This is a genomic window from Pedococcus sp. P2_E5 (assembly GCF_056403895.1).
Map to the genome: position 1 here is coordinate 48,620 of NZ_JBFUEP010000014.1, position 23,371 is coordinate 71,990.

23 protein-coding genes are annotated in these 23,371 nt (G+C 70.5%); 11 read left to right on the forward strand and 12 right to left on the reverse strand.

The genetic code is table 11. The features are described from left to right. Positions 1-4: 4 nt before the first annotated feature. Positions 5-1,462, reverse strand: coding sequence for a gamma-aminobutyraldehyde dehydrogenase (locus AC1DVZ_RS06515; RefSeq protein WP_477617367.1), 1,458 nt, complete (start codon positions 1,460-1,462; stop codon positions 5-7). A gap of 171 nt (positions 1,463-1,633) precedes the next feature. Here AC1DVZ_RS06515 and AC1DVZ_RS06520 point away from each other — a divergent pair, with 171 nt between their 5' ends. From AC1DVZ_RS06520 to AC1DVZ_RS06535, 4 genes are read left to right on the forward strand one after another with little or no spacing between them, the layout of a single operon-like run. Continuing rightward, positions 1,634-2,119: an Lrp/AsnC family transcriptional regulator gene (locus AC1DVZ_RS06520; RefSeq protein ID WP_477615436.1), complete on the forward strand. Its 486-nt coding sequence runs from the start codon at positions 1,634-1,636 to the stop codon at positions 2,117-2,119. Further along, complete coding sequence (locus AC1DVZ_RS06525; protein WP_477617368.1) at positions 2,116-3,552, forward strand: aspartate aminotransferase family protein; 1,437 nt, start codon at positions 2,116-2,118, stop codon at positions 3,550-3,552. The genes AC1DVZ_RS06520 and AC1DVZ_RS06525 overlap by 4 nt, the downstream gene beginning before the upstream one ends. Positions 3,553-3,568: 16 nt before the next feature. Beyond that, positions 3,569-4,948, forward strand: a complete 1,380-nt coding sequence (locus tag AC1DVZ_RS06530) for an NAD(P)/FAD-dependent oxidoreductase (protein ID WP_477617369.1) — start codon at positions 3,569-3,571, stop codon at positions 4,946-4,948. Positions 4,949-4,962: 14 nt separating this feature from the next. Then, positions 4,963-5,352, forward strand: a complete 390-nt coding sequence (locus AC1DVZ_RS06535) for a pyridoxamine 5'-phosphate oxidase family protein (RefSeq protein ID WP_477617370.1) — start codon at positions 4,963-4,965, stop codon at positions 5,350-5,352. Between the two features lie 10 nt (positions 5,353-5,362). Here the strand turns inward: AC1DVZ_RS06535 and AC1DVZ_RS06540 are convergent, their stop codons facing one another. Continuing rightward, positions 5,363-6,361, reverse strand: a complete 999-nt coding sequence (locus AC1DVZ_RS06540; protein WP_477617371.1) for an aminoglycoside phosphotransferase family protein — start codon at positions 6,359-6,361, stop codon at positions 5,363-5,365. A 43-nt stretch (positions 6,362-6,404) separates the two neighbouring features. On the opposite strand from AC1DVZ_RS06540, the gene AC1DVZ_RS06545 reads away from it, so the two are divergent. Further along, complete coding sequence (locus AC1DVZ_RS06545) at positions 6,405-7,547, forward strand: LOG family protein (RefSeq protein WP_477617372.1); 1,143 nt, start codon at positions 6,405-6,407, stop codon at positions 7,545-7,547. Continuing rightward, a complete protein-coding gene (locus AC1DVZ_RS06550) occupies positions 7,544-8,056 on the forward strand; it encodes a DUF1990 family protein (RefSeq protein WP_477617373.1) in 513 nt (170 codons plus the stop codon). The genes AC1DVZ_RS06545 and AC1DVZ_RS06550 overlap by 4 nt, the downstream gene beginning before the upstream one ends. Here the strand turns inward: AC1DVZ_RS06550 and AC1DVZ_RS06555 are convergent. Further along, the gene (locus AC1DVZ_RS06555) at positions 8,053-9,129 is read right to left on the reverse strand and encodes a TolB family protein (protein WP_477617374.1); all 1,077 of its coding nucleotides are present in this window, start codon (positions 9,127-9,129) and stop codon (positions 8,053-8,055) included. The two genes, AC1DVZ_RS06550 and AC1DVZ_RS06555, sit on opposite strands and share 4 nt — an antisense overlap. Positions 9,130-9,291: 162 nt before the next feature. Here AC1DVZ_RS06555 and AC1DVZ_RS06560 point away from each other — a divergent pair, with 162 nt between their 5' ends. Beyond that, positions 9,292-9,813, forward strand: coding sequence for a SigE family RNA polymerase sigma factor (locus AC1DVZ_RS06560; RefSeq protein ID WP_477617375.1), 522 nt, complete (start codon positions 9,292-9,294; stop codon positions 9,811-9,813). Next, positions 9,810-10,856 (forward strand): hypothetical protein, encoded by a 1,047-nt coding sequence (locus AC1DVZ_RS06565; RefSeq protein ID WP_477617376.1) that lies wholly within the window; start codon positions 9,810-9,812, stop codon positions 10,854-10,856. Before AC1DVZ_RS06560 ends, AC1DVZ_RS06565 begins: the two co-directional genes overlap by 4 nt. A gap of 6 nt (positions 10,857-10,862) precedes the next feature. Here the strand turns inward: AC1DVZ_RS06565 and purU are convergent, their stop codons facing one another. From purU to pyrH, 6 genes are all read right to left on the reverse strand, one after another. Then, positions 10,863-11,747 carry a formyltetrahydrofolate deformylase gene (gene purU / locus AC1DVZ_RS06570; protein WP_477617377.1) on the reverse strand — a complete coding sequence of 295 codons (885 nt, stop codon included), beginning with the start codon at positions 11,745-11,747 and terminating at the stop codon, positions 10,863-10,865. 28 nt (positions 11,748-11,775) lie between these two features. After that, positions 11,776-12,981, reverse strand: a complete 1,206-nt coding sequence (locus AC1DVZ_RS06575) for a monooxygenase (RefSeq protein WP_477617378.1) — start codon at positions 12,979-12,981, stop codon at positions 11,776-11,778. 112 nt (positions 12,982-13,093) lie between these two features. Continuing rightward, a complete protein-coding gene (gene rlmN / locus AC1DVZ_RS06580; RefSeq protein WP_477617379.1) occupies positions 13,094-14,344 on the reverse strand; it encodes a 23S rRNA (adenine(2503)-C(2))-methyltransferase RlmN in 1,251 nt (416 codons plus the stop codon). 40 nt (positions 14,345-14,384) lie between these two features. Further along, on the reverse strand, positions 14,385-15,356 hold the full coding sequence (locus tag AC1DVZ_RS06585; protein WP_477617380.1) for a phosphatidate cytidylyltransferase: 972 nt from the start codon (positions 15,354-15,356) through the stop codon (positions 14,385-14,387). A 33-nt stretch (positions 15,357-15,389) separates the two neighbouring features. Beyond that, positions 15,390-15,947 carry a ribosome recycling factor gene (gene frr / locus AC1DVZ_RS06590; RefSeq protein ID WP_477615449.1) on the reverse strand — a complete coding sequence of 186 codons (558 nt, stop codon included), beginning with the start codon at positions 15,945-15,947 and terminating at the stop codon, positions 15,390-15,392. 87 nt (positions 15,948-16,034) lie between these two features. Next, positions 16,035-16,802 carry a UMP kinase gene (gene pyrH, locus AC1DVZ_RS06595; protein ID WP_477617381.1) on the reverse strand — a complete coding sequence of 256 codons (768 nt, stop codon included), beginning with the start codon at positions 16,800-16,802 and terminating at the stop codon, positions 16,035-16,037. Between the two features lie 167 nt (positions 16,803-16,969). On the opposite strand from pyrH, the gene AC1DVZ_RS06600 reads away from it, so the two are divergent. Further along, positions 16,970-18,931: a M13 family metallopeptidase gene (locus tag AC1DVZ_RS06600; protein WP_477617382.1), complete on the forward strand. Its 1,962-nt coding sequence runs from the start codon at positions 16,970-16,972 to the stop codon at positions 18,929-18,931. 28 nt (positions 18,932-18,959) lie between these two features. Here the strand turns inward: AC1DVZ_RS06600 and AC1DVZ_RS06605 are convergent, their stop codons facing one another. Beyond that, positions 18,960-19,148, reverse strand: coding sequence for a heme biosynthesis protein HemY (locus tag AC1DVZ_RS06605; RefSeq protein WP_477617383.1), 189 nt, complete (start codon positions 19,146-19,148; stop codon positions 18,960-18,962). Between the two features lie 104 nt (positions 19,149-19,252). Here AC1DVZ_RS06605 and AC1DVZ_RS06610 point away from each other — a divergent pair, with 104 nt between their 5' ends. Continuing rightward, positions 19,253-19,711, forward strand: coding sequence for an iron chaperone (locus tag AC1DVZ_RS06610; RefSeq protein WP_477617384.1), 459 nt, complete (start codon positions 19,253-19,255; stop codon positions 19,709-19,711). A 102-nt stretch (positions 19,712-19,813) separates the two neighbouring features. Here AC1DVZ_RS06610 and tsf read toward each other — a convergent pair whose 3' ends face one another. Together tsf and rpsB are read right to left on the reverse strand one after the other, a co-directional pair. Further along, positions 19,814-20,644: a translation elongation factor Ts gene (tsf, locus tag AC1DVZ_RS06615; protein WP_477617385.1), complete on the reverse strand. Its 831-nt coding sequence runs from the start codon at positions 20,642-20,644 to the stop codon at positions 19,814-19,816. Positions 20,645-20,728: 84 nt separating this feature from the next. Next, entirely contained in the window at positions 20,729-21,766 is a 1,038-nt protein-coding gene (gene rpsB, locus AC1DVZ_RS06620) for a 30S ribosomal protein S2 (RefSeq protein WP_477617386.1), read from the reverse strand. A 371-nt stretch (positions 21,767-22,137) separates the two neighbouring features. Between rpsB and AC1DVZ_RS06625 the strand changes: the two genes are divergently transcribed. Next, positions 22,138-23,295 carry a pyridoxal phosphate-dependent aminotransferase gene (locus tag AC1DVZ_RS06625; RefSeq protein ID WP_477617387.1) on the forward strand — a complete coding sequence of 386 codons (1,158 nt, stop codon included), beginning with the start codon at positions 22,138-22,140 and terminating at the stop codon, positions 23,293-23,295. Positions 23,296-23,371 lie beyond the last annotated feature (76 nt).

Consider the following 23,371-nt stretch of genomic DNA (forward strand, 5'->3'; position numbering starts at 1 on the left):
TCGGTCAGCTGTCGATGTTGGCCATGACGTGCTTGATGCGGGTGTAGTCCTCGAAGCCGTACATGGACAGGTCCTTGCCGTAGCCGGACTTCTTGAACCCGCCATGGGGCATCTCGGCGACGATCGGGATGTGCGTGTTGATCCATACGCAGCCGAAGTCGAGGGACTTGGACACCCGCATCGCCCGACCGAAGTCCTTGGTCCAGACGCTGGAGGCCAGTCCGTAGTCGACCCCGTTGGCCCACCGCAGCGCCTCCGCCTCGTCGGTGAAGCGCTGGACGGTGATGACCGGGCCGAAGATCTCGTCCTGGATGGCCTCGTCGTCCTGCTGCAGCCCGGACAGCACGGTCGGCTCGAGGAAGAAGCCGTCGCCCAGGCCGGCCATCCGGTGTCCCCCGGCGGCGACCGACGCGTGGTCGGGCAGCCGCGACAGGAACCCCTCGATGCGCTCGAGCTGGCCACGGTTGTTGACCGGGCCGAGCAGCGCGTCGTCGTTGTCGGGCAGACCCACCGTCGCAGAGTTCTTGGCATACTCCCCCAGGGCCGCGACGAAGTCGTCGTGGATGCGCGGCGCGGCCAGCACGCGGGTGGCGGCCGTGCAGTCCTGCCCGGCGTTGAAGTAGCCGGCGATGGCGATGCCCTCGACCGCTGCCTCGATGTCGGCGTCGTCGAACACGATGACGGGGGCCTTGCCTCCGAGCTCGAGGTGGACCCGCTTGAGGTTGCGGCTGGCACTCTCGGCGACCTGCATCCCGGCCCTCACGGAGCCGGTGATGGCGACGAGGGCGGGGGTCTTGTGCTCGACGACCGCGCGGCCGGTGTCGCGGTCACCCGTGACGACGTTGAAGGTGCCCGGCGGCAGGAACTCTGAGGCGATCTCTGCCATCAGCAGCGTCGTCTCGGGAGTGGTGTCGGAGGGCTTGAGGACGATGGTGTTGCCGGCAGCCAGGGCCGGACCGATCTTCCAGACGGCCATCATCATCGGGTAGTTCCAGGGGGTCACCTGGCCGACGACCCCGATCGGCTCGCGGCGGACCCAGCTCGTGTGCCCCTTCAGGTACTCCCCCGCGGCGCGGCCCTCGAGCACCCGCGCGGCGCCGGCGAAGAAGCGCAGCTGGTCGACCATCGGCGGGAGCTCCTCGCTCGCCGTCAGGGCGTGCGGCTTGCCGGTGTTCTCCGACTCGAGCTTCACGAACTCGTCGGCGCGCTTCTCGATCGCGTCGGCGAACTTGAGCAGCGCCTGCTGCCGCTCGCTGGGGGTGGTCTGACCCCACTCCTCGAAGGCCTTGGCCGCGGAGGCGTAGGCGGCGTCGACGTCGTCCGCGGTCGAGACGGGGGCTGTGGCGACCACCTGGGCGGTGACCGGGCTGACGATGTCGGAGGTCGCATCGCTGCGCGCCTCCACGAACTCGCCGTTGATGAAGTTGCGCAGGACGCGGGGGCCCGCGGACGTGGCAGTCACTGATGCTCCAATGCGGATCGGGTACTGATTCCGGTGTGTGGCACTGTAGCCGCCCCACAGCGGATTTCAATAGGTTCCGACCCCTGGAATGCGGAAAGCGTTGTCATTTTGGTGCGGAGGCCACCGATTCCGTCGTGTTGGGACTTGCGCGAAGCGGTTTCGAAGGACACCATGGCCACCGTGACCCGGCCCGCCAGCACCAGCACCGATGTGCGCCTCGACGACGTGTCGAAGGCGATCATCGAGCAGCTGCAGGTGGACGGTCGGCAGTCCTACGCGACGATCGCCAAGCGCGTGGGCCTGTCCGAGGCGGCGGTGCGCCAGCGCGTGCAGCGGCTCCTGGACCAGGAGGTCATGCAGATCGTCGCGGTCACCGATCCCCTGCAGGTGGGCTTCCGCCGCCAGGCCATGATCGGCATCCGCGTCGACGGCGACCTGCTCCCGGTCGGCGACGCCCTGACCGCCATGTCGGAGGTTTCCTACGTCGTCACGACGGCAGGCTCCTTCGACCTGCTGGCCGAGGTCGTCTGCGAGGACGACGCCGAGCTGCTCGACCTGCTGACCCGGCGCATCCGCACCCTCCCGGGGGTGCAGACCACCGAGACGTTCGTCTACCTGAAACTCAACAAACAGCACTACAACTGGGGTACTCGATGACCACTGACCTGTCCATCTACGAACCGTCCAGCGACACCCACACACCGCTGGGCACGCTGCACAGCGAGGCCGCCCGCGACCACCTGTGGATGCACTTCACCCGCCACTCGGTCTTCGAGGACCGCAGCGACGGCGGGCTGGGCCACAGCGTCCCCATCATCACCCGCGGCCAGGGTCACAAGATCTGGGACGACCGCGGCAACGAGTACATCGACGGGCTCTCCGGGCTCTTCGTCGTCCAGGTCGGCCACGGCCGCGAGGAGCTCGCCGAGGCAGCTGCCAAGCAGGCCAAGGAGCTGGCCTTCTTCCCCCTGTGGTCCTACGCCCACCCCCGTGCCATCGAGCTGGCCGAGCGCCTGGCCGCCGGGGCTCCGGGTGACCTCAACCGCGTGTTCTTCACGACGGGCGGCGGCGAGGCCGTCGAGACGGCCTGGAAGCTGGCCAAGCAGTACTTCAAGCTGATGGGCAAGCCCGGCAAGCACAAGGTCATCAGCCGCGCGGTCGCCTACCACGGCACCCCCCAGGGCGCCCTGTCCATCACCGGCATCCCCGCGGCCAAGGAGATGTTCGAGCCCCTCGTGCCCGGCGCCTTCAAGGTCCCGAACACCAACTCCTACCGTGCCCCGGAGCACCTGCGCGACGACGAGAAGGCGTTCGGCCGGTGGGCCGCCGACCGGATCGCCGAGGCCATCGAGTTCGAGGGCCCCGACACCGTGGCCGCCGTGTTCCTCGAGCCGGTGCAGAACTCTGGTGGCTGCTTCCCGCCGCCGCCCGGCTACTTCGAGCGGGTCCGCGAGATCTGCGACGAGTACGACGTCCTGCTCGTCTCCGACGAGGTGATCTGCTCGTTCGGCCGCATCGGCTCGATGTTCGCCTGCGACGACTTCAACTACGTCCCCGACATCATCACCTGCGCCAAGGGCATGACCTCGGGCTACTCCCCCATCGGCGCGATGATCGCCAGCGACCGGCTCTTCGAGCCGTTCAAGAAGGGGACGACCTACTTCCCGCACGGCTACACCTTCGGCGGCCACCCGGTCAGCGCGGCGGTGGCGATGGCCAACCTCGACATCTTCGAGCGCGAGGGACTGAACCAGCACGTGAAGGACAACGCCCCCAAGTTCAGGGCCACGCTCGAGAAGCTGCTCGACCTGCCGATCGTCGGCGACGTCCGCGGCGCCGGCTACTTCTACGGCATCGAGCTGGTCAAGGACAAGGAGACCCGCGAGACGTTCGACGACGCGGAGTCCGAGCGGCTGCTGCGCGGCTACCTGTCCAAGGCGCTGTTCGATGCCGGCCTCTACTGCCGTGCCGACGACCGCGGCGACCCGGTCATCCAGCTCGCGCCCCCGCTGATCATCGGGCAGACCGAGTTCGACGACATCGAGTCGCGGCTCCGCTCGGTGCTCACGGGCGCCGAGAAGCACCTCTGACGCGCGCCGACGCCCCGTGACCGAACCCCTGTGGTCCAGTGACGGGCACGAGCAGGGCCCGTATGCCGCGTCGCCGGCACACGGGCCCTCCTCACCTTCCCTGCCGGCCCGCGCCGACGTGGTCATCGTCGGCGGAGGGTTCACGGGGCTGTGGACCGCCCACTACCTGCTCCTGGCGGACCCCTCGCTCGACGTCCTGGTCCTCGAGGCCGAGCAGGTCGGCTTCGGTGCGAGCGGACGCAACGGCGGCTGGGTGTCCGCGCTGTGGCCGGTCGGTCCCGAGGCCCTGGCCCGGCGCCGGGGTCGCGGCGCCGCCCTGGCCATGCTGGAGGAGCTGCGACACACCGTCGACGAGGTCGGCAGGGCAACGGAATCGGCGGGGATCGAGTGCGGATTCCGCAAGGGCGGCTCCCTCGCCCTGGCTCGGTCTGACGCCCAGGTCGTCAGGGCGCGGGCCGAGGTGGCCCACGCGGAGCAGTGGGGCACGGGCACCCGGTGGCTCGACGCCCCGGAGGCGACCGAGCGGCTGGCTGCCAGCCGGGTCCGGGGCGCGACGTTCACCCCGCACTGCGCGCGGGTCCACCCGCGGAGGCTCGTCGTCGGCCTCGCTGCGACCGTCCGGTCGCAGGGCGCCGAGGTGGTCGAGGGGGTGCGTGTCAGCGCCATCGAGCCGGGACGAGCCACGCTGTCCGACGGTGGTCACGTCGTGGCCCGCCACGTCATCCGGGCCACCGAGGCGTGGACGCCCCTGCTCCCGGGCGAGCGCCGCACGGTCGCCCCGGTCTACTCCCTCGTGGTCGCGACGGAGCCGCTCGCGCCAGCCCTGTGGGAGTCGATCGGGCTCGCCGAGCGCGAGGTGTTCAGCGACCACCGCCACGTGATCATCTACGGCCAGCGCACGGCCGACGACCGGCTGGCATTCGGCGGACGAGGAGCCCCCTACCACTACGGGTCGCGGATCAAGCCCGAGTTCGACCACGAGCAGGCGGTCTTCGCCGATCTGCGGACGACCCTCACCGACCTGCTCCCCCAGGTCGAGGGTGCCCGCTTCACCCACGCCTGGGGCGGCCCGCTGGGGATCGCCCGCGACTGGCACCCGTCGGTCGGCCACGACCGGTCCACCGGCCTGGGCTGGGCGGGTGGCTACGTCGGCGACGGTGTCGCGGCCGCGAACCTCGCGGGTCGCACCCTGGCCGACCTGGTGACCGGTCGGCACACGCCACTGACGGAGCTGCCGTGGGTCGGGCACCGCAGCCGTCGCTGGGAGCCCGAACCCCTGCGGTGGGCGGGCATCAACGCCGGCCTCAGGCTGGCTGACGCGGCCGACCGCGAGGAGGCCCGCACCGGCCACCCGGCCCGGCTCGGACGTCTGCTCGACGCCCTCACGGGTCACTAGGGAAGACTCCACTCGTGTCGACCGCCCCAGCAGACCTGTCTCCCGCCGCCCTCGAGTTCGTCACGGCCCGACACCTGGCCACGCTCACGACGTTGCGCCCCGACGGATCTCCGCACGTCGTGCCGGTCGGATTCACCTGGGACAGCGAGGCACTCGTCGTCCGGGTGATCACCAGCGGGACCAGTCGCAAGGCGCGCAACGCGGCTCTCGGAGGGCGAGCGGTCGTCTGCCAGGTGGACGGCCGCCACTGGCTCTCCTTCGAGGGCACGGCCCGGGTGCTCACCGACACGGCAGCCGTGGCCGACGCGGTCGCCCGGTACGCCGCCCGCTACCGGGTGCCGCGCGAGAACCCCGAACGCGTGGTGGTCGAGGTCGCCGTCGACCGTGTGCTGGGCAACGTCTAGCTGCCGGTCGCTAGGGGCCGGACTCGGGGTCGGCCGGCGGGAACGGTTCCAGCGCCAGCCTGAGGTAGTACAGGGGCGCGTCGCCCCACTCGGCCAGCTCGTGGGGCTGCGCCCCGACGACGGCGCCCAACCACGTGAAGGACCGGTTGACCGCATGGGTGACCATCGCCGGGGTCATCAGGGACTCGAGCGCGTCGGCATCGATGACGTCGGACCAGACTGCTGCGTAGGCGTCGAGGATCTCGGCCCACGGATGGTGCGTCACCCGGGTCGCGAAGCCGTAGGGCACCGCCAGGACCTCCAGCACGTGCGCCCACTGCGCATCGCCGAAGTCGAAGAACCGCAGGCCGTCGTCAACGGCGAACACGTTGCGGGGGTGCAGGTCACCGTGCTGCAGGCTCGAGGGCATCGGCGCTGCGAGCAGGGCCTCCACGGCGGCATCCACCACTGCTGACCGAGCACGCAGCGACTGCGCTTCGTCAGCGGGGAGATGCGACGGATGGTCGGTGGGCAGCGCCGCGAGCTCCCCCACGAGCCAGTCGAAGCGGGCGGGAACGGTGGCAGGTGAGCAGTCCGGCAGACCCTGCCCGACCAGCGTCCGCCCATGGCCGGCCACGCGTCGCTGCACCCGTGCGGCCAGTGCCACGACGGCCTTCCAGTCCGTCAGCGTGGCGTCGTGGCTGTCACCCAGGGTCAGCCCGCGGTCGGCCGTCATCATCCAGCCGCGCCCGGCGTCGATCGCCAGCGGCGCCTCGACCTCGGCCGGCTCGAGCTCCGCGAGGGCGCGGTGGACGGCGGGCTCGAACGCGGCCGAGGGGCAGTTGGCCTTGAACCACACCCTGCCCTGGTCGCTCGGCACGACGAGCTGGGTCGACCACGGTCGGATCCGCGGCTGCTCGATCGTGCCCGTCACCCCCAGACCGACCGCCGCGAGCTCGTCGGCGATCCACTTCGTCGCCTCTGCGCGCCAGGCGTCGGTGGCCACCCACTGCGAGAACCCGACGTCCATGGCCTGACTCTAGACAGCCCGGCCCCGCGTCTAGAGTCAGGCCATGGACGGCGCCCGCAGGAGCACCCCCGACCCCGAGGTCGAAAACCTCGCCGACCTCGACGCAGTGCTCTCCTCGGGCCGCCCGCTGACGGGGCTCCGCTTCCAGGACCTCGACCTCACGGCATACGAGGACCGCCTGCTCGCGCGCACCGACGTCGAGGGGCTCGTGGTCCTCGGGGGGCGCCTCTCGCCCGCCCTGGGCGCCCACCTCGGCGCGCACCACGCGCTGGTCTTTCCCACCGACCCGCACGCACCGATCGACCCCTATCGCGCCTCGCTCTACACCGCCGACGAGCTCTACGCGGGGCTCGCCGAAGGCGGGTACGAGTCGACACCGGATTTCCTTGCCTACCAGTGGATGAAGGACGGTGCCGTGCACCGCGACGCCTTCGTCACCCTGCTGAGGGCGATCCACGACGACTCCATCACGGATGCCCTGGACGAGTTCGTCGCAGCACGCCCCGTCGTCGGCGTCATGGGCGGCCATGCCCTGGCGCGCGGCACCACGGCATACACCGAGGCGGCAGTCCTCGGGCGGTCCCTCGCGGCAGGAGGACTGGTCGTGGCCACCGGCGGCGGCCCCGGTGCGATGGAGGCCGCCAACCTCGGAGCCCTCGCCCGCGACGAGTCCTCACTCGGGGCGGCCCTCGACGCGCTCGCCTCGGTGCCGTCGTTCCGGCCGTCGGTCGCTGCCTGGGTCAGCTCTGCCCTTGCGGTGCGGGCGGAGCTGCCGCGTGCCGATGACGCAGGCAGCCTCGGCATCCCCACGTGGTTCTACGGCCACGAACCGCCGAACGTCTTCTGCGACGGCATCGGCAAGTACTTCTCCAACGCGATCAGGGAGGACGGTCTGCTCGCCCGCGCCACCGCGGGGTTGGTGGTGCTGGAGGGAGCCGCCGGGACCGTGCAGGAGATCTTCCAGGCCGTCACCCCGCTCTTCTACGCGCCGGGGCAGACACCGCTCGCGCCCCTCGTCCTCGTCGGGCAGGAGTACTGGTCCGAGACGGTGCCGGTGTGGGCCGCGGTGCGCGCCCTCGGCCAGGAGCGAGGCATGGGTGCGGTGATCCACCTCGTCGAGACAGCCGAGGAGGCCGCCCAGATCGTTCTCGCGGTGACCGCGGCACGCACCGGGACGGCTCCGTGAGACTCGCTGACCTGGCCGCGCGGCAGCTCACCTACGAGCCGAGTGGCCTGACGCTGGACGGTCCGTTGCCCGCCGGCTACCACCACCTCGAGGTGGAGCGGCGGCTGGGAGCCGGCGACGCGGCATACCGACGGGCCTGTGAGTCCGTGATGACCTATGGGGCGCAACGAGGACTGGGGCTGCGGCCACGAGCGACGGCTCCGCGGGCCGCGGTGGGAGTCGAGATCCTCAGTCGTCTCCTCGTCGTGGGTGTGCCGTGCCGGATCGTCTGGGCCGTGGAGGGCGCGGAACGGACGGGGTTCGGCTACGGCACCCTCGAGGGCCACATCGAGAGCGGCGAGGAGGGCTTCCTCGTGGAGCGCCGCGGCGCCGAGGTGTATGCCGTGGTCCGCGCCTACTCGCGACCCGCCGGCTGGCTGACGCGGCTGGGCGGTCCGCTGAGCAGGCGGCTGCAACGCGTCGCGGCGCTCGGCTACCTCCGGGCTCTGCAGCGGGCCGTTCGCGACTAGGGCGCAGCGGGGACCGGACGCGACCGTGGATGGTGACCGGCGACCGAACCCGACGCGAGGGCCGACGACACCGCTCCTGTGGCGGTGTCCACCGTCATGAAGCGCGCCTTGCCGGTGTCGGGGTCTGCGCCGAGGAACACCACTGCCGATCCGTCGTTGGTGAAGTCCGGGTGCATCGCTCCGCTGCCCGCCTCGACCAGCGTGGTGAGGCGGCGCCGACCGGTGCCGTCGGGTCGGATGAGGAAGAGGTCGTGGCCCTGGGCGCCGACTTCCGGGAGCGCCGCGTAGACGATGAGGTCCTGCGAGCTCCAGTCGGGGGTCTCGGCGAAGAGCTTCGGAGCGGTCAGTGCGGTCACGCGAGGCGGCACCTTCGTGAGGTCGACCCGCGTGAGCGTCACGCCTCTGATGTCCTCGTGGTCAGCGCGCGTCGCGTGCACCCACTCGAGGACGACTGCCTTGCCGTCCGGTGCGTACCGCACCCCGGAGAAGAACTCCCCAGCCTTCGCCGTGAGCAGGGTCGTCGTCCTGCGGGTCAGGACGTCCACGGCCTCGACGCTGCCTCCGGCGCTGGTGCCCCGCTGGATGCGGCTGTACATGATCTGTGACCCGTCCGGTGACCACGCCGGGTCGTCGAGGTACTGGCAAGGGGCGACGCATTCCACCAGCTCCGTCAGCCCCGTGCCGTCCGCGTTGACCACCCAGAGCCCCGCGGCGCCCGACCCCTTGTCCCCCTCACCGACGAAGGTCAGCCGAGTCCCGTCCGGCGACCAGTCGGGGTTGTCCTCGGCGCCCGTCGTCACGGCGTCGAGGGCATGGTCGTCCGTGCCGTCGGGGCGCACCAGCCGGATCCGGAAACCGCTGTCCTGAAAGGCCAACCACTGCTCCCCCGCCGTCGGGACCGGTGCGGAGTCCGACGGAGACGACGCTGATGGCGGCCAGGTGGACTCGGCAGTCTGCTTCACCGGGGTGACCCCGCCATCCCCTCGACCATCGCCCTGGCCGGCCCCGTTGCACGCGCCCAAGGCCAGGACGAACACCCCAGTGGCTCCCGCGAGCCTGCGCGATGCACGCATGGCAGCTCCCCTTCCCACGTCGTCGCCGGAACTGGCGTACTCCCGTAACGAGTGGCTGGACCCACTCGATGGTTGTCGCCATTCCCCGGACGAGCTGCAGTCCGAGTGACAACCTTGGAGGTGGTCTCGCCGCTCTTCCTGTGTGGGCGAGAGGAGGACGGCATGGGCGAGGTGTCCACCGCAGCGCGGGCTGCCTCCACGGCTGAGTTCGACTCCTTCGTCGCCGCCCGTGGCCCGTCCCTGCTCCGCACGGCGTTCCTCCTGACCGGCGACCCCCACCGGGCGGAGGACCTGGTCCAGACTGCGCTGGGCAAGACGTGGCCACGGTGGGGGTCGATCGATGCCGGTCCTCGCGAGGCCTATGTCCGCAAGGTCATGCTGACCACCTACATCGCCTGGTGGCGCCGGCGCTGGAACGCCGAGTACCCCACGGCGAGCCTGCCCGAACACCCTGCCACCGACCGGGACCTTGACCAGCGGCGCGACCTGCTGACCGCCCTCGCCGCCCTCCCCAAGGGGCAACGAGCCGTCATCGTGCTGCGCTACTTCGAGGACCTCACCGAGGTCCAGACGGCCGAGCTGCTCGGCTGCACCGTGGGGACGGYCAAGAGCCAGGGCGCGCGGGCGCTCGCGACCCTGCGCAGCTGCCCCGCACTGGTCGTCACGGAGGGAGAACCGCGATGAGTGACCTCGACACCCGACTCCGTGCCGCCCTGCACGAGCTCGCCCCGGCCCACCCGGCCGCCGACGGGTTGGCCGACGGAGCCCGCCGCTACGCCGGACGCGCCCGGCGCGTCCGCCAGGTCGGCCTCGCCGCCGCGACCGCTGCGATCCTCGTCGTGGGAGGAGTGGTCGCGGGCTCGCTCGAACGGCCCGGCCGGGTGGTGCCGGCCGGCCCGTTCCTGACCCCGGCCGACTGCACCCGCCAGGCTCCACGGAGCAGCTCACCCACGCCGGGCGGGGAACCGATGACAGGCGTCCGAGCCGCCTGGGTGTGCCCCGATGTCGCTGCCCGGGAGGGCAGCAGCGGCACCGTGACGGGTGGCACGGAGGACGGGTGGCGCCTTCCGGCCGCGCAGGTCACGGCACAGCCCGCGCAAGGACTGAACATCGGGGGGCGTGCGGACGAGTCGTCCTGCGGCTCGATCCGCCCCGGTCCCGCCTTCACCGTCACGCTCGAGTCAACGGCGGGGCAGCTGACGACATACCGCAGTGGAGAGATGGCCTGCGCGGGAGCCTTTGCCCTCGCTTCCTTCCTCGATGCGCTGGCGGACGAGGAGGCCGATGCGAAGGCCACGCGGACGCCGGACGACGGGCTCGCCTGCCGCAGCAGCGAGTCCTGGCCCACCCCGCGTCAACCCGTAGCCCTCGACTCCCCGCTCGTCTCCGCGAGGTTCTGCCTGGCTCCCAGCTTCCTGACGGGCGACCCGATTCATCCGATCGAACCGATGGCGGCCCGCTCGTACGTGTCGAAGGACCTGTCGGCGGAGGTCGTCGCAAGCCTCAACGAGGACCTGACGCACGTGCAGGGGTTCCGCGGCAACGGAGAGTGTTCCGGCGAAGGCAGCTGGACCTACGCCGTCATGGGCCTGACCGGGGCGGGCGAGCGCCGGATGCTCGCGACCGCCTGCCTGGACGAGCTCTGGATCGTGGGCAGGGCGAACTACGGCTTCATCCCCTCGGCGCAGACCACTGCCATGCTCCGGGCCCTGGTCCCACCGGCCTGACGGTCGTCAGTCGAAGACGATGGTGCGGCGGCCTCGCAGGACGACCCTGTGCTCGGCGTGCCACCGCAGCGCCCGGGCGAACGCCATGGCCTCCAGCTCCTGGCCCACCGAGGCCAGCTCCGCCGGGCTCATCCGGTGGTCGACCCGCCGGAAGTCCTGTTCGATGATCGGGCCCTCGTCGAGGTCGGCCGTCACGTAGTGCGCCGTGGCCCCGATGACCTTGACCCCACGGTCGTGCGCCTGGGTGTAGGGCTTGGCTCCCTTGAAGCTCGGCAGGAGCGAGTGGTGGATGTTGATGATCCGACCCTGGAAGTCGGCGCACAGCTCGCTCGACAGGATCTGCATGTAGCGCGCCAGCGCGACCGTGTCGGCGGAGTAGTGCTCCACGAGGCGCCGCAGCTCCGCCTCCGCCGCCGGCTTGGTGTCGCGCGTGACCGGGACGTGGTGGAAGGGGATGCCGTGCCACTGGGCCAGCGCGCGGAAGTCCTCGTGGTTGGAGACGATGGCCGGCACCTCGACCGGCAGGGAGCCGCTCTCGACCCGGAACAGCAGGTCGTTGAGGCAGTGACCCTGCTGACTCACCATGACCAGCACCCGGCGCCGCCGGGACAGGTCGTGCGCGGCATACGTCATCGCGAACTCCGTTGCCACGCTTGCCATCGCGGCGTCCAACGCCGCCACGGGCAGCGGCGGACCCTCACGAAGGAGGTGCATGCGCAGGTGGAACTCCCCTGCCCTCAGGTCGGCGAACTGCTGGCTGTCGAGGATGGTCATCGACAGGTCCAGCATCACCCCCGAGACGGCGTGCACGATCCCGCGCCGATCCGCGCACGAGACGGTCAGGACGAACTCTCGGCCCGTCTCGGCAGGCACGGCAGGAGTGGCACTCACGCGGTCAGCCTAGGGGTGGACGGGAGGGCTACGGGCGGGTGACCATCACGATGCCGAGGCACATCTCGTCGGTGGTGCCCTCGCCCCAGACGATGTAGCGCTCCGGCTGGCCCTGGAACGACGGCAGCTTGTCGCGCAGGCTCTGGTCGTGGGTGCACGACACGGTGAGGGTGTCCCCGATCTTCACCCTGACGGGCGGGTTGACCGGGCGGCTCCCCTGGTCGTCGAAGTCCCAGATCGGGATGTCGAGGACGGTGCGCTCGGTGGCCTTCCCCTTGTTGACGGTGATCGAGATCTTGGTGCCGAGCAGGTGCATGTGCCCGGCCACCGCGCGAATCGTCGACCCCTGGGTCACCGTCCTGGTGCAGCTCTGCGTCGGGCCCGCCTTGTTGCCGGGGCACAGCAGGTGCAGGGCGTCTCCCGCGCGGCTCGCACCGCCGAAGCGTCGCTGCACGTCGGCCATCGCTGCTGCCCGGTCGCACAACGGGCCGGTCTTGCCCGGGCGGCACGGCACCTCGACGGGCGCCGGGAGCAGCACCGTCTGGAGGGTCTGGCGCGACCCGTCATCCGCGGCCACCCGAAGCTTGGCGGCGCTCTGGTCCGGCGACCGTCCGGCAAGGAGGTTGTAGTGGACCTGCATGATGATGCGCGAGCCGGCTTCGACCGGCATACCGAGATCGGGTGCCAGCACCCGCTCGCCGCCGCCGGGCGCCCACGCGCCCAGCCACGGTGCGCCGTTGAGGCCGGCGCCCTGGCTCTCCACCCCGGTGCCGCCGAAGCAGGTCCAGCCCTGGCCACTCTGGCCACGGTCCATGGTCTCCGCCGCCGCCACCTTGTCCGGCGGCACGCGGAACAGGATCACGTGGTGCACGACGTCCGGGTTGCCGGGCAGCACGTTGATGCCTGTCACGACGGACTTGGCGGTCAGGTCGGGGTCGAGCAGGAAGCAGCGGTAGTCGTCGGTGCCCGGGGCGGCCGGGGCCTTGGGGGTGTATGCCGTGGGCATCCGGAGCGTGACGAAGCGCTCCCCCTTGCGCAGTGGGGCCTCAGGGGGCGCAGTGGTGCCCGAGTGCTCGTGACCGGACGGCGGGGTCGACGTCGCCACGGGCGTTGCCGGCGCCGAGCGGGTGGCCGGCGACGCCGGGGCGGCCACCGGCTCGGGGTCGGCTGCGGCGCAACCCGTGAGGAGCAGGAGGACAGCCCCGGCGGTCAGGATGGGCGCACGCAGGATCACCGTACGAGCATAGGCAGATCGAGCCCTTGCCCGCCGTGAAACCGCTGCCACCAGGCGCCGGCGAGGGCGTGGTGACCATCACAGTGCCCCAGGCGGGGAGGAGCTCTGCTCGCTAGGCAGTGGAGGCCGCGAGCTGACCGCACGCGCCGTCGATGTCCTGGCCCCGCGTGTCGCGGATCGTCGTCGGGATGCCGTGGGCCCGCAGCCGTTCGACGAACTGCTGCTCGACGCCGGGTCGTGAGGCCGTCCACTTCGAGCCCGGCGTGGGGTTGAGCGGGATCGGGTTGACGTGCACCCAGCCGCGGCCCCTGGCGTTGAGCTTCTTGCCGAGGAGGTCGGCCCGCCACGCGTGGTCGTTGATGTCCCTGATGAGCGCGTACTCGATGCTCACGCGGCGCCCGGTCACCTGGTAGTAGCGGTAGGCGGCATCGAGGGCCTCGTCGACACTCCACCGGGTGTTGATCGGCACGAGCTCGTTGCGCAGCTCGTCGTCGGGCGCGTGCAGCGAGAGGGCCAGCGTGACCGGTATCCCCTCGGCCGCGAGCTTGTCGATCGCCGGTACCAGGCCGACCGTCGACATCGTGATGCCGCGCGCCGACATCCCCAGACCGTCCGGAGCGGGGTCGGTCAGCCGCCGGATCGCGCCGATCGCAGCCTTGTAGTTGGCCAGCGCCTCGCCCATGCCCATGAACACCACGTTGGAGATGCGGGTGGGACCGGTGGCCTCGACCGGACCGTCGCCACCGTCCTCGGAGTCGTCCTCGTCGCCGAGCTCGGCCGCGTGCTCGGTTGTGTGCGCAGCCCGCCCGCCGCCACCCGCACCCTGCGCGAGCTCGCCGCTGCGCAGCAGGCGTGCGCCGTACACGACCTGCTCGACGATCTCGGCGGCGCTCATGTTGCGGGTGAGCCCGGCCTGCCCGGTCGCGCAGAAGGGACAGTTCATGCCGCAGCCGGCCTGGCTCGAGATGCAGATGGTCACGCGCCGGGGATAGCGCATGAGCACGGACTCGACGATCGCGCCGTCGTGCAGCCTCCAGGCGTTCTTGATGGTCATGCCGTCGTCGGCGGTGCGTTGCACGATGGGGGTGAGCAAGGTCGGGAGCAGGTCGGCCACGAGCTCGTCGCGGATCGCCTTGGGCAGGTCTGTCATCTCCTCGGGCGAKGCGACCAGCCGCTCGAAGTAGTGGGTCGACAGCTGCTTGGCCCGGAAGCCCTTGTGTCCCAAGGCCTCCACGGCCTCCTTGCGCTCTGCCGGAGACAGGTCGGCAAGGTGCCGTGGCGGCTTGCCCCGGCGAGGGGCGGCGAAGGTGAGCTGGCCCGGTTGGGGGCGCTCGCTGGTGGGCTCGGGGAGGTCCGTGGTCATGGTGCCCCCAGTCTCGCAGGTGCCCGGGTATGCCGTGGCGTCACCCGGGCGGGACGACCCAGGCGAGCAGAGCCCAGGCCAGCGGCGCGACGAGCAGGACGGAGTCGAGACGGTCCATGATCCCGCCGTGGCCGGGCAACAGCGTGCCCATGTCCTTGATGCCGAGGTCACGCTTGATCGTGGACTCGGTGAGGTCACCCACGGTGGCTGCCACCGCTGCACTGGCTCCCAGCAGCGCGCCACCCCACCAGGGCCCGTCGAGCGTCAGCACGACCGCGATCGCGCCACCGACGACACACGCGACCATCGAGCCGCCGAAGCCCTCCCAGGACTTCTTGGGGCTGACGGACGGCGCCATGGGGTGCTTGCCGAACAGGACACCGAAGGCGTAGCCGCCGACGTCGCTGAGCACGGCGACGAGGAGGAAGATGAAGACCCGGCGGGCGCCGTCGTGCGGCGTGGCCAGCATGAGGGCGGCGAAGCCGGCGAGGAACGAGGGGTAGACCGCGACGAAGAACCCGCCCGCGATGTCGCGGACCGCGTCGAGCACCCCGTCGGCGATGCGCCACAGCAGGATGCCGACACAGGTCAGGCCGACGGTCACGACCAGGGCCTCACCACCGCCGACGTAGGCCGAGACGAGCATGCTGACACTGCCGACGATGCTGGGCACCAAGGGCACGTTGATCGACACCTGGGCCAGCGCCCGGCGCAGCTCCCACACGCCGACTGCGATGGCCACGACGATGATGCCGAGCATCAGCTCCTTGCGCAGGGCCAGGGAGCCGATGATCAGGGCACCCAGGCCGAGGCCGACACCGATCGCCGCGGGCAGGTTGCGCCCCGCCCTCGACGGCCGGCCGCCYCGAGCCGACGCGGCGCCGGCCCCGTCCGGAGCGGCACCATCGCGTGTGGGGTCCGGCGAGGGCGACGTTCCGGGCGCGCCGGAACCCGCGGCGTCGGAGGCGGTGCGGGYCGCGCGACGGTCGCGACGGGACTGGGGCATGTTCATGACCAGCGCTGGGTGAGGTGGAGGGCGAGCCGCTCAGACCTCGCGCAGCTCGGTCTCCTTGCCCTTCAGCAGCTCGTCGATGAGCTCGACGTACTTCTTGGTGCTCGCGTCCAGCTCCTTCTCGGCGCGGCTGCCGTCGTCCTCACCGACGTCGCCGTCCTTGACCAGCTTGTCCAGCTCGTCCTTGGCCTTGCGGCGGACGTTGCGGATCGACACCTTGGCGTCCTCGCCCTTGTGTCGAGCCAGCTTGACGTAGTCCTTGCGACGCTCTTCGGTGAGCATGGGCAGCACGCAGCGGATGACGTTGCCGTCGTTGCTGGGGTTCACGCCCAGGTCGGAGTCGCGCAGCGTCTTCTCGATCTCGTGCATCGCCGACTTGTCGAACGGCGTGATCAGGATGGTGCGCGCCTCGGGGGTCTGGAAGGACGCCAGCTGCTGCAGCGGGGTCGGAGCGCCGTAGTAGTCGACCGTGAGCTTGTTGAACATGCCCGGGGTCGCCCGACCGGTGCGGATGCCCGCGAAGTCCTCCTTGGCGACCTCGACGGCCTTTTCCATCTTCTCTTCGGCCTCGAGGAGGGTCTCTTCAATCATGTCCTGCTCCTTCTCGGGCGCTTCCCTGTCGGGGCCGCGCCGGTCGTGGTGTGGTCAGTCTGGTGGGTGGATCGGCCAGGTGCCGACTCAGCCCGGCGTGACCAGCGTGCCGATCTTCTCACCGCGCAACGCCCGCACCACGTTGCCCTCGCCTTCCATGCCGAACACGACCATGGGCAGCTTGTTCTCCATGCACAGGCTGAACGCCGCCGCATCGACCACGCGCAGCCCCTGCTGGAGCGCTTCCTGGTAGCTGATCTCGTCGAGCTTGCGGGCCTGCGGGTTGGTGCGGGGGTCGGAGTCGTAGACGCCGTCCACGCCGTTCTTGCTCATCAGCACGGCGTCGCACTTGATCTCCAGCGCTCGCTGGGCCGACACGGTGTCGGTGGAGAAGAACGGCATACCGGCGCCGGCGCCGAAGATGACCACGCGGCCCTTCTCGAGGTGGCGGATGGCGCGACGCGGGATGTACGGCTCGGCGACCTGGCCCATCGTGATCGCGGTCTGGACGCGGGTCTCGATGCCTTCCTTCTCGAGGAAGTCCTGCAGGGCGAGGCAGTTCATCACCGTGCCGAGCATGCCCATGTAGTCGGCCCGCGTGCGGTCCATCCCCTGCTGCTGGAGCTCCGCGCCGCGGAAGAAGTTGCCACCACCGATCACGACGGCCACCTGGATGCCCTCGTTGACCGACTGGGCGATCTGTTGGGCGATCCCGCGCACGACCTCGGGTGCCAGCCCGACGCGACCACCACCGAAGACCTCCCCGGAGAGCTTGAGCAGGACCCGTCGATGCGGAGCCGGCGAGCCAGGGGCGGGCGATCCGGCTGGGGCGGTCTGCTCGGGGGCAGCAGTCACGAGGGATCCTCCTGGAGGTGTGCGGGCGGTCACCGAATACTTCCACACTCCCGGGGGCGGCATGGTGTCGGTTGCACCAGCGTCCGCCCTGCGTGGCAGGGTGTCACCATCCACGCAGTCCGCACTCCACAGCCATGGTCCATCGATGCACCAAAGGAGACAAGCGCATGAGGTCAGGCATCCTTCCGGGGCACCGCGACGAGGCGGTTCGCCCGCAGGACGACCTGTTCGGCCACGCGAACGGCAGCTGGGTCCGCACGACGGAGATCCCCAGCGACCGCGGCCGCTACGGCACCTTCGACATGCTGCGCGAGCAGTCCGACGAGCGGGTGCGCACCATCATCGAGCGGGCCGCGGCCGACCACAGTGCCGCTCCGGGCTCGCCCACCCGCAAGGTCGGCGACCTCTACCGGACGTTCATGGACGAGGCGCGGGCGGAGTCGCTGGGGCTGACCCCCATCGAGAAGGACCTCGCCGACATCGCGGCGATCAGCGGGACCGACGACCTGTTCCTCGCCCTCGGTCGCCTGCAGCGCCAGGGTGGACCGGGCCTGTTCGACTTCGGTGTCGCCCCCGATGCCAAGAACCCCGAGGAGTACGTCCTCTACCTCGGTCAGGGCGGCCTGGGCCTTCCCGACGAGTCCTACTACCGCGAGGAGCGGCACGCAGCCATCCTCGCGGCATACCTGCCCCACGTGGCCCGGATGCTCGGGTTCGCCGGCATCGGCGACGGCGCGACCGACGCCGACTCGCCGGCCGCCCGCGTGGTGGCCCTGGAGACGCGGCTGGCCGGCCACCACTGGGACAACGTCGCCACCCGCGACGCGGTGAAGAGCTACAACCCCTATGCCTACTCGGCGCTCGAGGGCCTCGCCCCGAACGTGCTGTGGGGTGACTTCGTCGGCGGGCTCGAGGCCCGCGACGCCTTCGAGCACGTCGTCGTGGGTCAGCCGTCCTACCTCGAGGGCCTGTCCGTCGCCCTCGACGAGGTCGCCATCGACGACTTCAAGTACTGGCTCGCCTTCCACGTCGTCGCGTCGGCGGCACCGCTGCTGACCAAGGAGCTCGTCGACGCCGAGTTCGACTTCACCGGACGGGTCATCTCGGGACTCCCCGAGAACCGCGAGCGATGGAAGCGCGGGGTCTCGCTCGTCGAGGGGTCGATCGGCGAGGCCGTCGGCCAGCTGTACGCCGCCGAGTTCTTCCCGCCCGAGGCCAAGAAGCGGATGCTCGAGCTGGTCGGCAACCTCGTCGAGGCGTTCCGGCAGTCCTTCGAGGGCTTGGACTGGATGGGCCCGCAGACCCGCGAGCAGGCGCTGGCCAAGCTCGCATCGTTCACGCCCAAGGTCGGCTACCCCGACCGCTGGCGCGACTACTCCTCGCTGACCATCGACGACGACCTCGTGGGCAACGTGCGCCGCGCCAACGAGTTCGAGCTGCAGCGCCAGCTGGACAAGCTGGGGGGCCCGATCGACCGCGACGAGTGGCTGATGCTGCCGCAGACGGTCAACGCCTACTACCACCCGTTGATGAACGAGATCGTCTTCCCGGCCGGCATCCTTCAGCCGCCCTTCTTCGACCTGGGCGCCGACGACGCCGTCAACTACGGCGGCATCGGTGCCGTCATCGGCCATGAGATCGGGCACGGCTTCGACGACCAGGGGTCGCGCTACGACGCCACCGGCGCCCTGCGCGACTGGTGGACCGAGGAGGACCGGTCCCGCTTCGACGAGCGCACCCAGGCCCTCATCGCCCAGTTCAGCACGCTCTCCCCTCTGGCTGCCCCCGACGAAAGGGTCAACGGCGCGCTCACGGTGGGCGAGAACATCGGCGACCTCGGGGGCCTGGCCATCGGCTACTCCGCCTACCGGATCGCCACGCAGGGCCAGGACGCACCTGAGCTCGACGGCTACACCGGTCCCCAGCGGTTCTTCCTCGGCTGGGCCCAGGTCTGGTCCGGCAAGGCGCGCCCCGAGGAGGCGAAGCGGCTGCTTGCCATCGATCCGCACTCGCCCACCGAGGTCCGCGCGAACGCCGTCCGCAACTGCGACGAGTTCCACGAGGCCTTCGGGGTGACCGAGGGCGACGGCATGTGGCTGGCCCCGGAGGAGCGCGTCCACATCTTCTGAGCGATCAGATGCCCACGTGGTGCCTGGGTCAGATCCCCGCGTTCCGCAGCATGAACTCGGTGTCCGTGTCGCGTCCGCCGCGCGGGTCCGGGCCGGGGTCGACATCGTGGGTGGTCGTCAGGTCCTCAGGCGCCACGCGCTCGGGCAGGTGGGTGAAGTCCGGCTGCACCCGGACACGCTCGGGTGCGGGTGGCGTCTGCTTCGTTCGTCTCCCCATGAGGTGAGTATGCGTCAGAAGTGATCAGTTTTCGAGAAGCGCGCGAGGTCCCCGGTCTTCGAGAATGGTCCTGACAGACCACGACGACCCGGGAGGGACCCACCATGCCGACCACGGCGAAGAAGACCACCACGGCGAAAGCCACCACCACCAGGACCGCCGGCAGCAAGAGCGGGTTCACCGCCGACGAGCGCGCCGCGATGAAGGAGCGGGCCAAGGAGGCCAAGGGCGCCAGTGGCGAGCAGGACCTCCTCGAGAAGATCGCCGAGATGCCCCCGGAGGACCGCGAGCTGGCCGAGCGCCTTCACGAGATCGTCACCAAGGCGGCTCCGCACCTCGAGCCCTCGACGTGGTACGGCATGCCCGCGTACAAGCGCGACGGCAAGGCCGTGGTGTTCTTCAAGCCCGCCAGCAAGTTCAAGGCGCGGTACGCGACGTTCGAGTTCAACGACAGCGCGAACCTCGACGACGGGAAGATGTGGCCGATCGGCTACGCACTCACGGCCCTGACGCCGGCCCTCGAGAAGGAGATCGCCGCCCTGGTCAGGCGGGCCGCCGGCTAGGGACGCGGCCAGCGCCACGACATACCCGAAACGACGCGGCACACCAACGACGAGGCCCCCACCATCCGGTGGGGGCCTCGTCGTGTGATGCGTGCTGCGTGGTCAGCCGCCGACGCGGTAGCGGACGAAGGAGGTGACCTTCGTGCCGCCCTCGGCCAGGACCTTCTCGACGGTCTTCTTGGCGTCCTTGGCGAACGGCTGCTCGACCAGGACGTTCTCCTTGAAGAAGCCGTTCACGCGACCCTCGACGATCTTGGGCAGGGCAGCCTCGGGCTTGCCCTCCTCCTTGGCCGTGGCCTCGGCGACGCGACGCTCCTGCTCGACGGTGGCCGGGTCGACCTCGTCACGGGTCAGCACGGTCGGGCTGAACGCCGCGATGTGCATGGCCACGTCACGAGCGAGCTGCTCGTCGCCACCCTCGGCGCCGACGAGCACACCGATCTGCGCGGGCAGGTCGGGGCTGGTCTTGTGCAGGTAGGACACGACGACCGGGGCCTGGACGCGGGAGACCCGCTTGACCTCGATCTTCTCGCCGATGGTCGCGTTGGCGTTGTCGAGCAGCTCCTGGACCGTGGAACCGTCCTCGAGCGAGCTCTTGAGCAGCGCGTCCGCGTCGGCCGCACCAGCGGCGACGCTCTGGGCGAGGACCTGGGCGGCCAGGGCGATGAACTTCTCGCTCTTGGCCACGAAGTCGGTCTCGCACAGGACCTCGACGAGGGTGCCCACGCCGTCACCGGCCTGGGCAGCGACCAGTCCGTTGGACGTGGTGCGGCCCTCACGCTTGGTGACGCCCTTGAGGCCCTTCACGCGAAGGATCTCGGTGGCCTTGTCACGGTTGCCGTCGGCCTCGTCGAGCGCCTTCTTGACGTCGAGCATGCCGGCGCCCGTGGACCCGCGCAGGGCCTTGATGTCAGCGGCGGTGTAGTTCGCCATAGATGTTTCTCAGCTCTTCTCTAACAAGTGTGGTCTACAAGTGTGGTCTGCAAAGACGTCTGCCACGGAGGCGGACAGGTGGGCTCAGGCCTTGGCCGGGGCCTCGGCCGCAGCCTCGGGAGCAGCGGTCTCCTCGGCGGCCGGCGCCTCGGGGGCGGCGGTCTCCTCGGTGACGGCAGCAGCCTCGGGAGCAGCAGTCTCCTCGGCGACGGGCGCCTCGGTGGCCTCGGTCGCCTCGGCGACGGGCGCCTCGACGGGAGCAGCCTCGACAGGTGCAGCCTCGGTCGCGTCGGCGGCAGCGGTCGCGCCGGCCTCCGGTGCGGCAGCCTCGGCGGTCTCGGCGGCGTCGCCACCGAGCAGCTCGCGCTCCCACTCGGCCATCGGCTCGTCACCGGCGACGACACCCTCGGCCTGCTCGCCGGACTTGCCGGAGCTGCGGGCCATGAGGCCCTCGGCCACGGCGTCGGCGATGACGCGGGTCAGCAGGGTGACGGAGCGGATCGCGTCGTCGTTGCCGGGGATCTTGTAGTCGACCTCGTCGGGGTCACAGTTGGTGTCGAGGATGGCAATGACCGGCAGGCCGAGCTTGCGCGCCTCGAACACCGCGAGGTGCTCCTTCTTGGTGTCCACGATCCACACGGCCGAGGGGACCTTGGCCATGTTGCGGATGCCGCCCAGGGTCTTCTCGAGCTTGTCCTTCTCCCGCTTGAAGATCAGGAGTTCCTTCTTCGTGTAGCCCGACCCTGCGACGTTGTCGTAGTCGAGCTCCTCGAGCTCCTTGAGGCGCGTGAGGCGCTTGGAGATCGTGTTGAAGTTGGTGAGCATGCCACCGAGCCAGCGGTGGTTGACGTAGGGCATCCCGACCCGGGTCGCCTGCTCGGCGATGGGCTCCTGGGCCTGCTTCTTCGTGCCGACGAAGAGGATGGAACCGCCGTGGGCGACCGTCTCCTTGACGAACTCGAAGGCGTTGTTGATGTAGGTCAACGACTGCTGCAGGTCGATGATGTAGATGCCATTGCGCTCGGTCATGATGAAGCGCTTCATCTTGGGGTTCCAGCGACGGGTCTGGTGCCCGAAGTGGACGCCGCTCTCGAGGAGCTGGCGCATGGTAACGACGGCCATGCCGTGTCTCCTTGTGTCGTTGTCAGTTGCGTCGGTATGCCGCATGGGTGCGGCTACCTGCCTGGCGCCTGCAACGCACCCCACCGGCATACTCACCGGACTGCTGTGGTGCGCCCCCGTTTCGTCGGCGAGCCGAGTCAGCGGGCGGAAGACGCGCGAAGTAGGTCTGCGTGTGCGAACACACGTGGACCGCCGACCATCGTACGTGCTGCGGGGCCTGGCAGCGAAATCCGTCGGTGAGCACAACGACCCCCTCGCACTTCTGGCCACTGGCGTCCCATCCGGGGACTGATCCGCGGGTTTGCTCCCGCACAGGTGGCCAGAAGTGGAGGTCCGCCGCCCACCCGGCCGCGCGGCATACCCTCGGGTGCATGGCCCGACCGCCCGGCAAACCCTCGCTTTCGCCCTTCGGCACCACGATCTTCGCCGAGATGACGGCCCTGGCCACCGAGCACGGTGCCGTCAACCTCGGCCAGGGCTTCCCCGACACCGACGGCCCCCAGGCGATGCTCGACGCCGCCAAGGCGGCCATCGACGGCGGCCGCAACCAGTACCCGCCCGGCCCCGGTGTCCCCGAGCTGCTCGACGCCGTCGCCGCCCACCAGGCGCGCTTCTACGGCCTCACCCTCGACCCGCGGTCGGAGGTGCTCGTCACCGTCGGCGCCACCGAAGCCATCGCCGCGACCATCCTCGCCCTGTGCGAGCCGGGCGACGAGGTCGTCACCTTCGAGCCCTACTACGACTCGTATGCCGCGTCGATCGCCTTGGCGGGCGCGGTGCGGCGCACGTCGGTGCTGCGCTTCCCCGACTTCGCGGTCGACGAGGAGTCGCTCCGGGCGGCCTTCTCGTCGCGCACCCGGTTGGTGCTGCTCAACACCCCGCACAACCCCACGGGCAAGGTCTTCAGTCTTGCCGAGCTCCAGCTGATCTGTTCTCTCGCAAGGGAGTTCGACGCCTGGGTGGTGACCGATGAGGTCTACGAGCACCTGGTCTTCGAGGATGCCCTGCACGTGCCGGTCGCGACCATGCCGGACATGTGGGAGCGGACCCTGACCATCTCGTCCGCCGGCAAGACCTTCTCTGCCACCGGGTGGAAGGTCGGCTGGGTGTCCGGCCCCGCGGCGGCCGTGGCAGCCGTGCGCGCGGTCAAGCAGTTCCTCACCTTCGTGGGGTCCGGGCCCTTCCAGCCCGCCGTCGCCGTGGCCCTCGGCCTCGACGACGAGGTGTATGCCGGGTTGTCGCGCTCGCTGGAGGGCAAGCGCGACCTGCTCGTCGCCGGGCTCCGGTCGGCGGGACTGGAGGTGTCGGTGCCCGGCGGGACGTACTTCGTCGTCGCGGACGCCGCCCCTCTGGGGGCCACCGACGCCCTCGCGTTCTGCCGTGAGCTGCCAGCGCGGGCCGGCGTGGTGGGAGTGCCCGTGTCGGTCTTCCACGACGATGTCGAGGCCGCCCGGACCCTGGTGCGGTTCGCGTTCTGCAAGCGGGACGAGGTGCTCCACGAGGCCGTGGAGCGGCTCAGCCGGCTGTAGGCCGAAACCGGGCGGTGTCGCCACCCACCGTCCACACCACCGGCCTCGGGGCACGCCCGTCCACAGGCCGACCCCA

Bases quoted from the DNA above. Each gene is read 5' to 3' on its own strand.
- AC1DVZ_RS06520 (WP_477615436.1), top strand. From the start codon at position 1,634: ATGGCCACCGTGACCCGGCCCGCCAGCACCAGCACCGATGTGCGCCTC.
- AC1DVZ_RS06555 (WP_477617374.1), bottom strand. From the start codon at position 9,129: ATGCGTGCATCGCGCAGGCTCGCGGGAGCCACTGGGGTGTTCGTCCTG.
- AC1DVZ_RS06605 (WP_477617383.1), bottom strand. From the start codon at position 19,148: ATGGGGAGACGAACGAAGCAGACGCCACCCGCACCCGAGCGTGTCCGG.
- AC1DVZ_RS06625 (WP_477617387.1), top strand. From the start codon at position 22,138: ATGGCCCGACCGCCCGGCAAACCCTCGCTTTCGCCCTTCGGCACCACG.
- frr (WP_477615449.1), bottom strand. From the start codon at position 15,947: ATGATTGAAGAGACCCTCCTCGAGGCCGAAGAGAAGATGGAAAAGGCC.
- AC1DVZ_RS06525 (WP_477617368.1), top strand. From the start codon at position 2,116: ATGACCACTGACCTGTCCATCTACGAACCGTCCAGCGACACCCACACA.
- AC1DVZ_RS06600 (WP_477617382.1), top strand. From the start codon at position 16,970: ATGAGGTCAGGCATCCTTCCGGGGCACCGCGACGAGGCGGTTCGCCCG.
- AC1DVZ_RS06610 (WP_477617384.1), top strand. From the start codon at position 19,253: ATGCCGACCACGGCGAAGAAGACCACCACGGCGAAAGCCACCACCACC.
- AC1DVZ_RS06540 (WP_477617371.1), bottom strand. From the start codon at position 6,361: ATGGACGTCGGGTTCTCGCAGTGGGTGGCCACCGACGCCTGGCGCGCA.
- AC1DVZ_RS06565 (WP_477617376.1), top strand. From the start codon at position 9,810: ATGAGTGACCTCGACACCCGACTCCGTGCCGCCCTGCACGAGCTCGCC.
- AC1DVZ_RS06545 (WP_477617372.1), top strand. From the start codon at position 6,405: ATGGACGGCGCCCGCAGGAGCACCCCCGACCCCGAGGTCGAAAACCTC.
- rpsB (WP_477617386.1), bottom strand. From the start codon at position 21,766: ATGGCCGTCGTTACCATGCGCCAGCTCCTCGAGAGCGGCGTCCACTTC.
- tsf (WP_477617385.1), bottom strand. From the start codon at position 20,644: ATGGCGAACTACACCGCCGCTGACATCAAGGCCCTGCGCGGGTCCACG.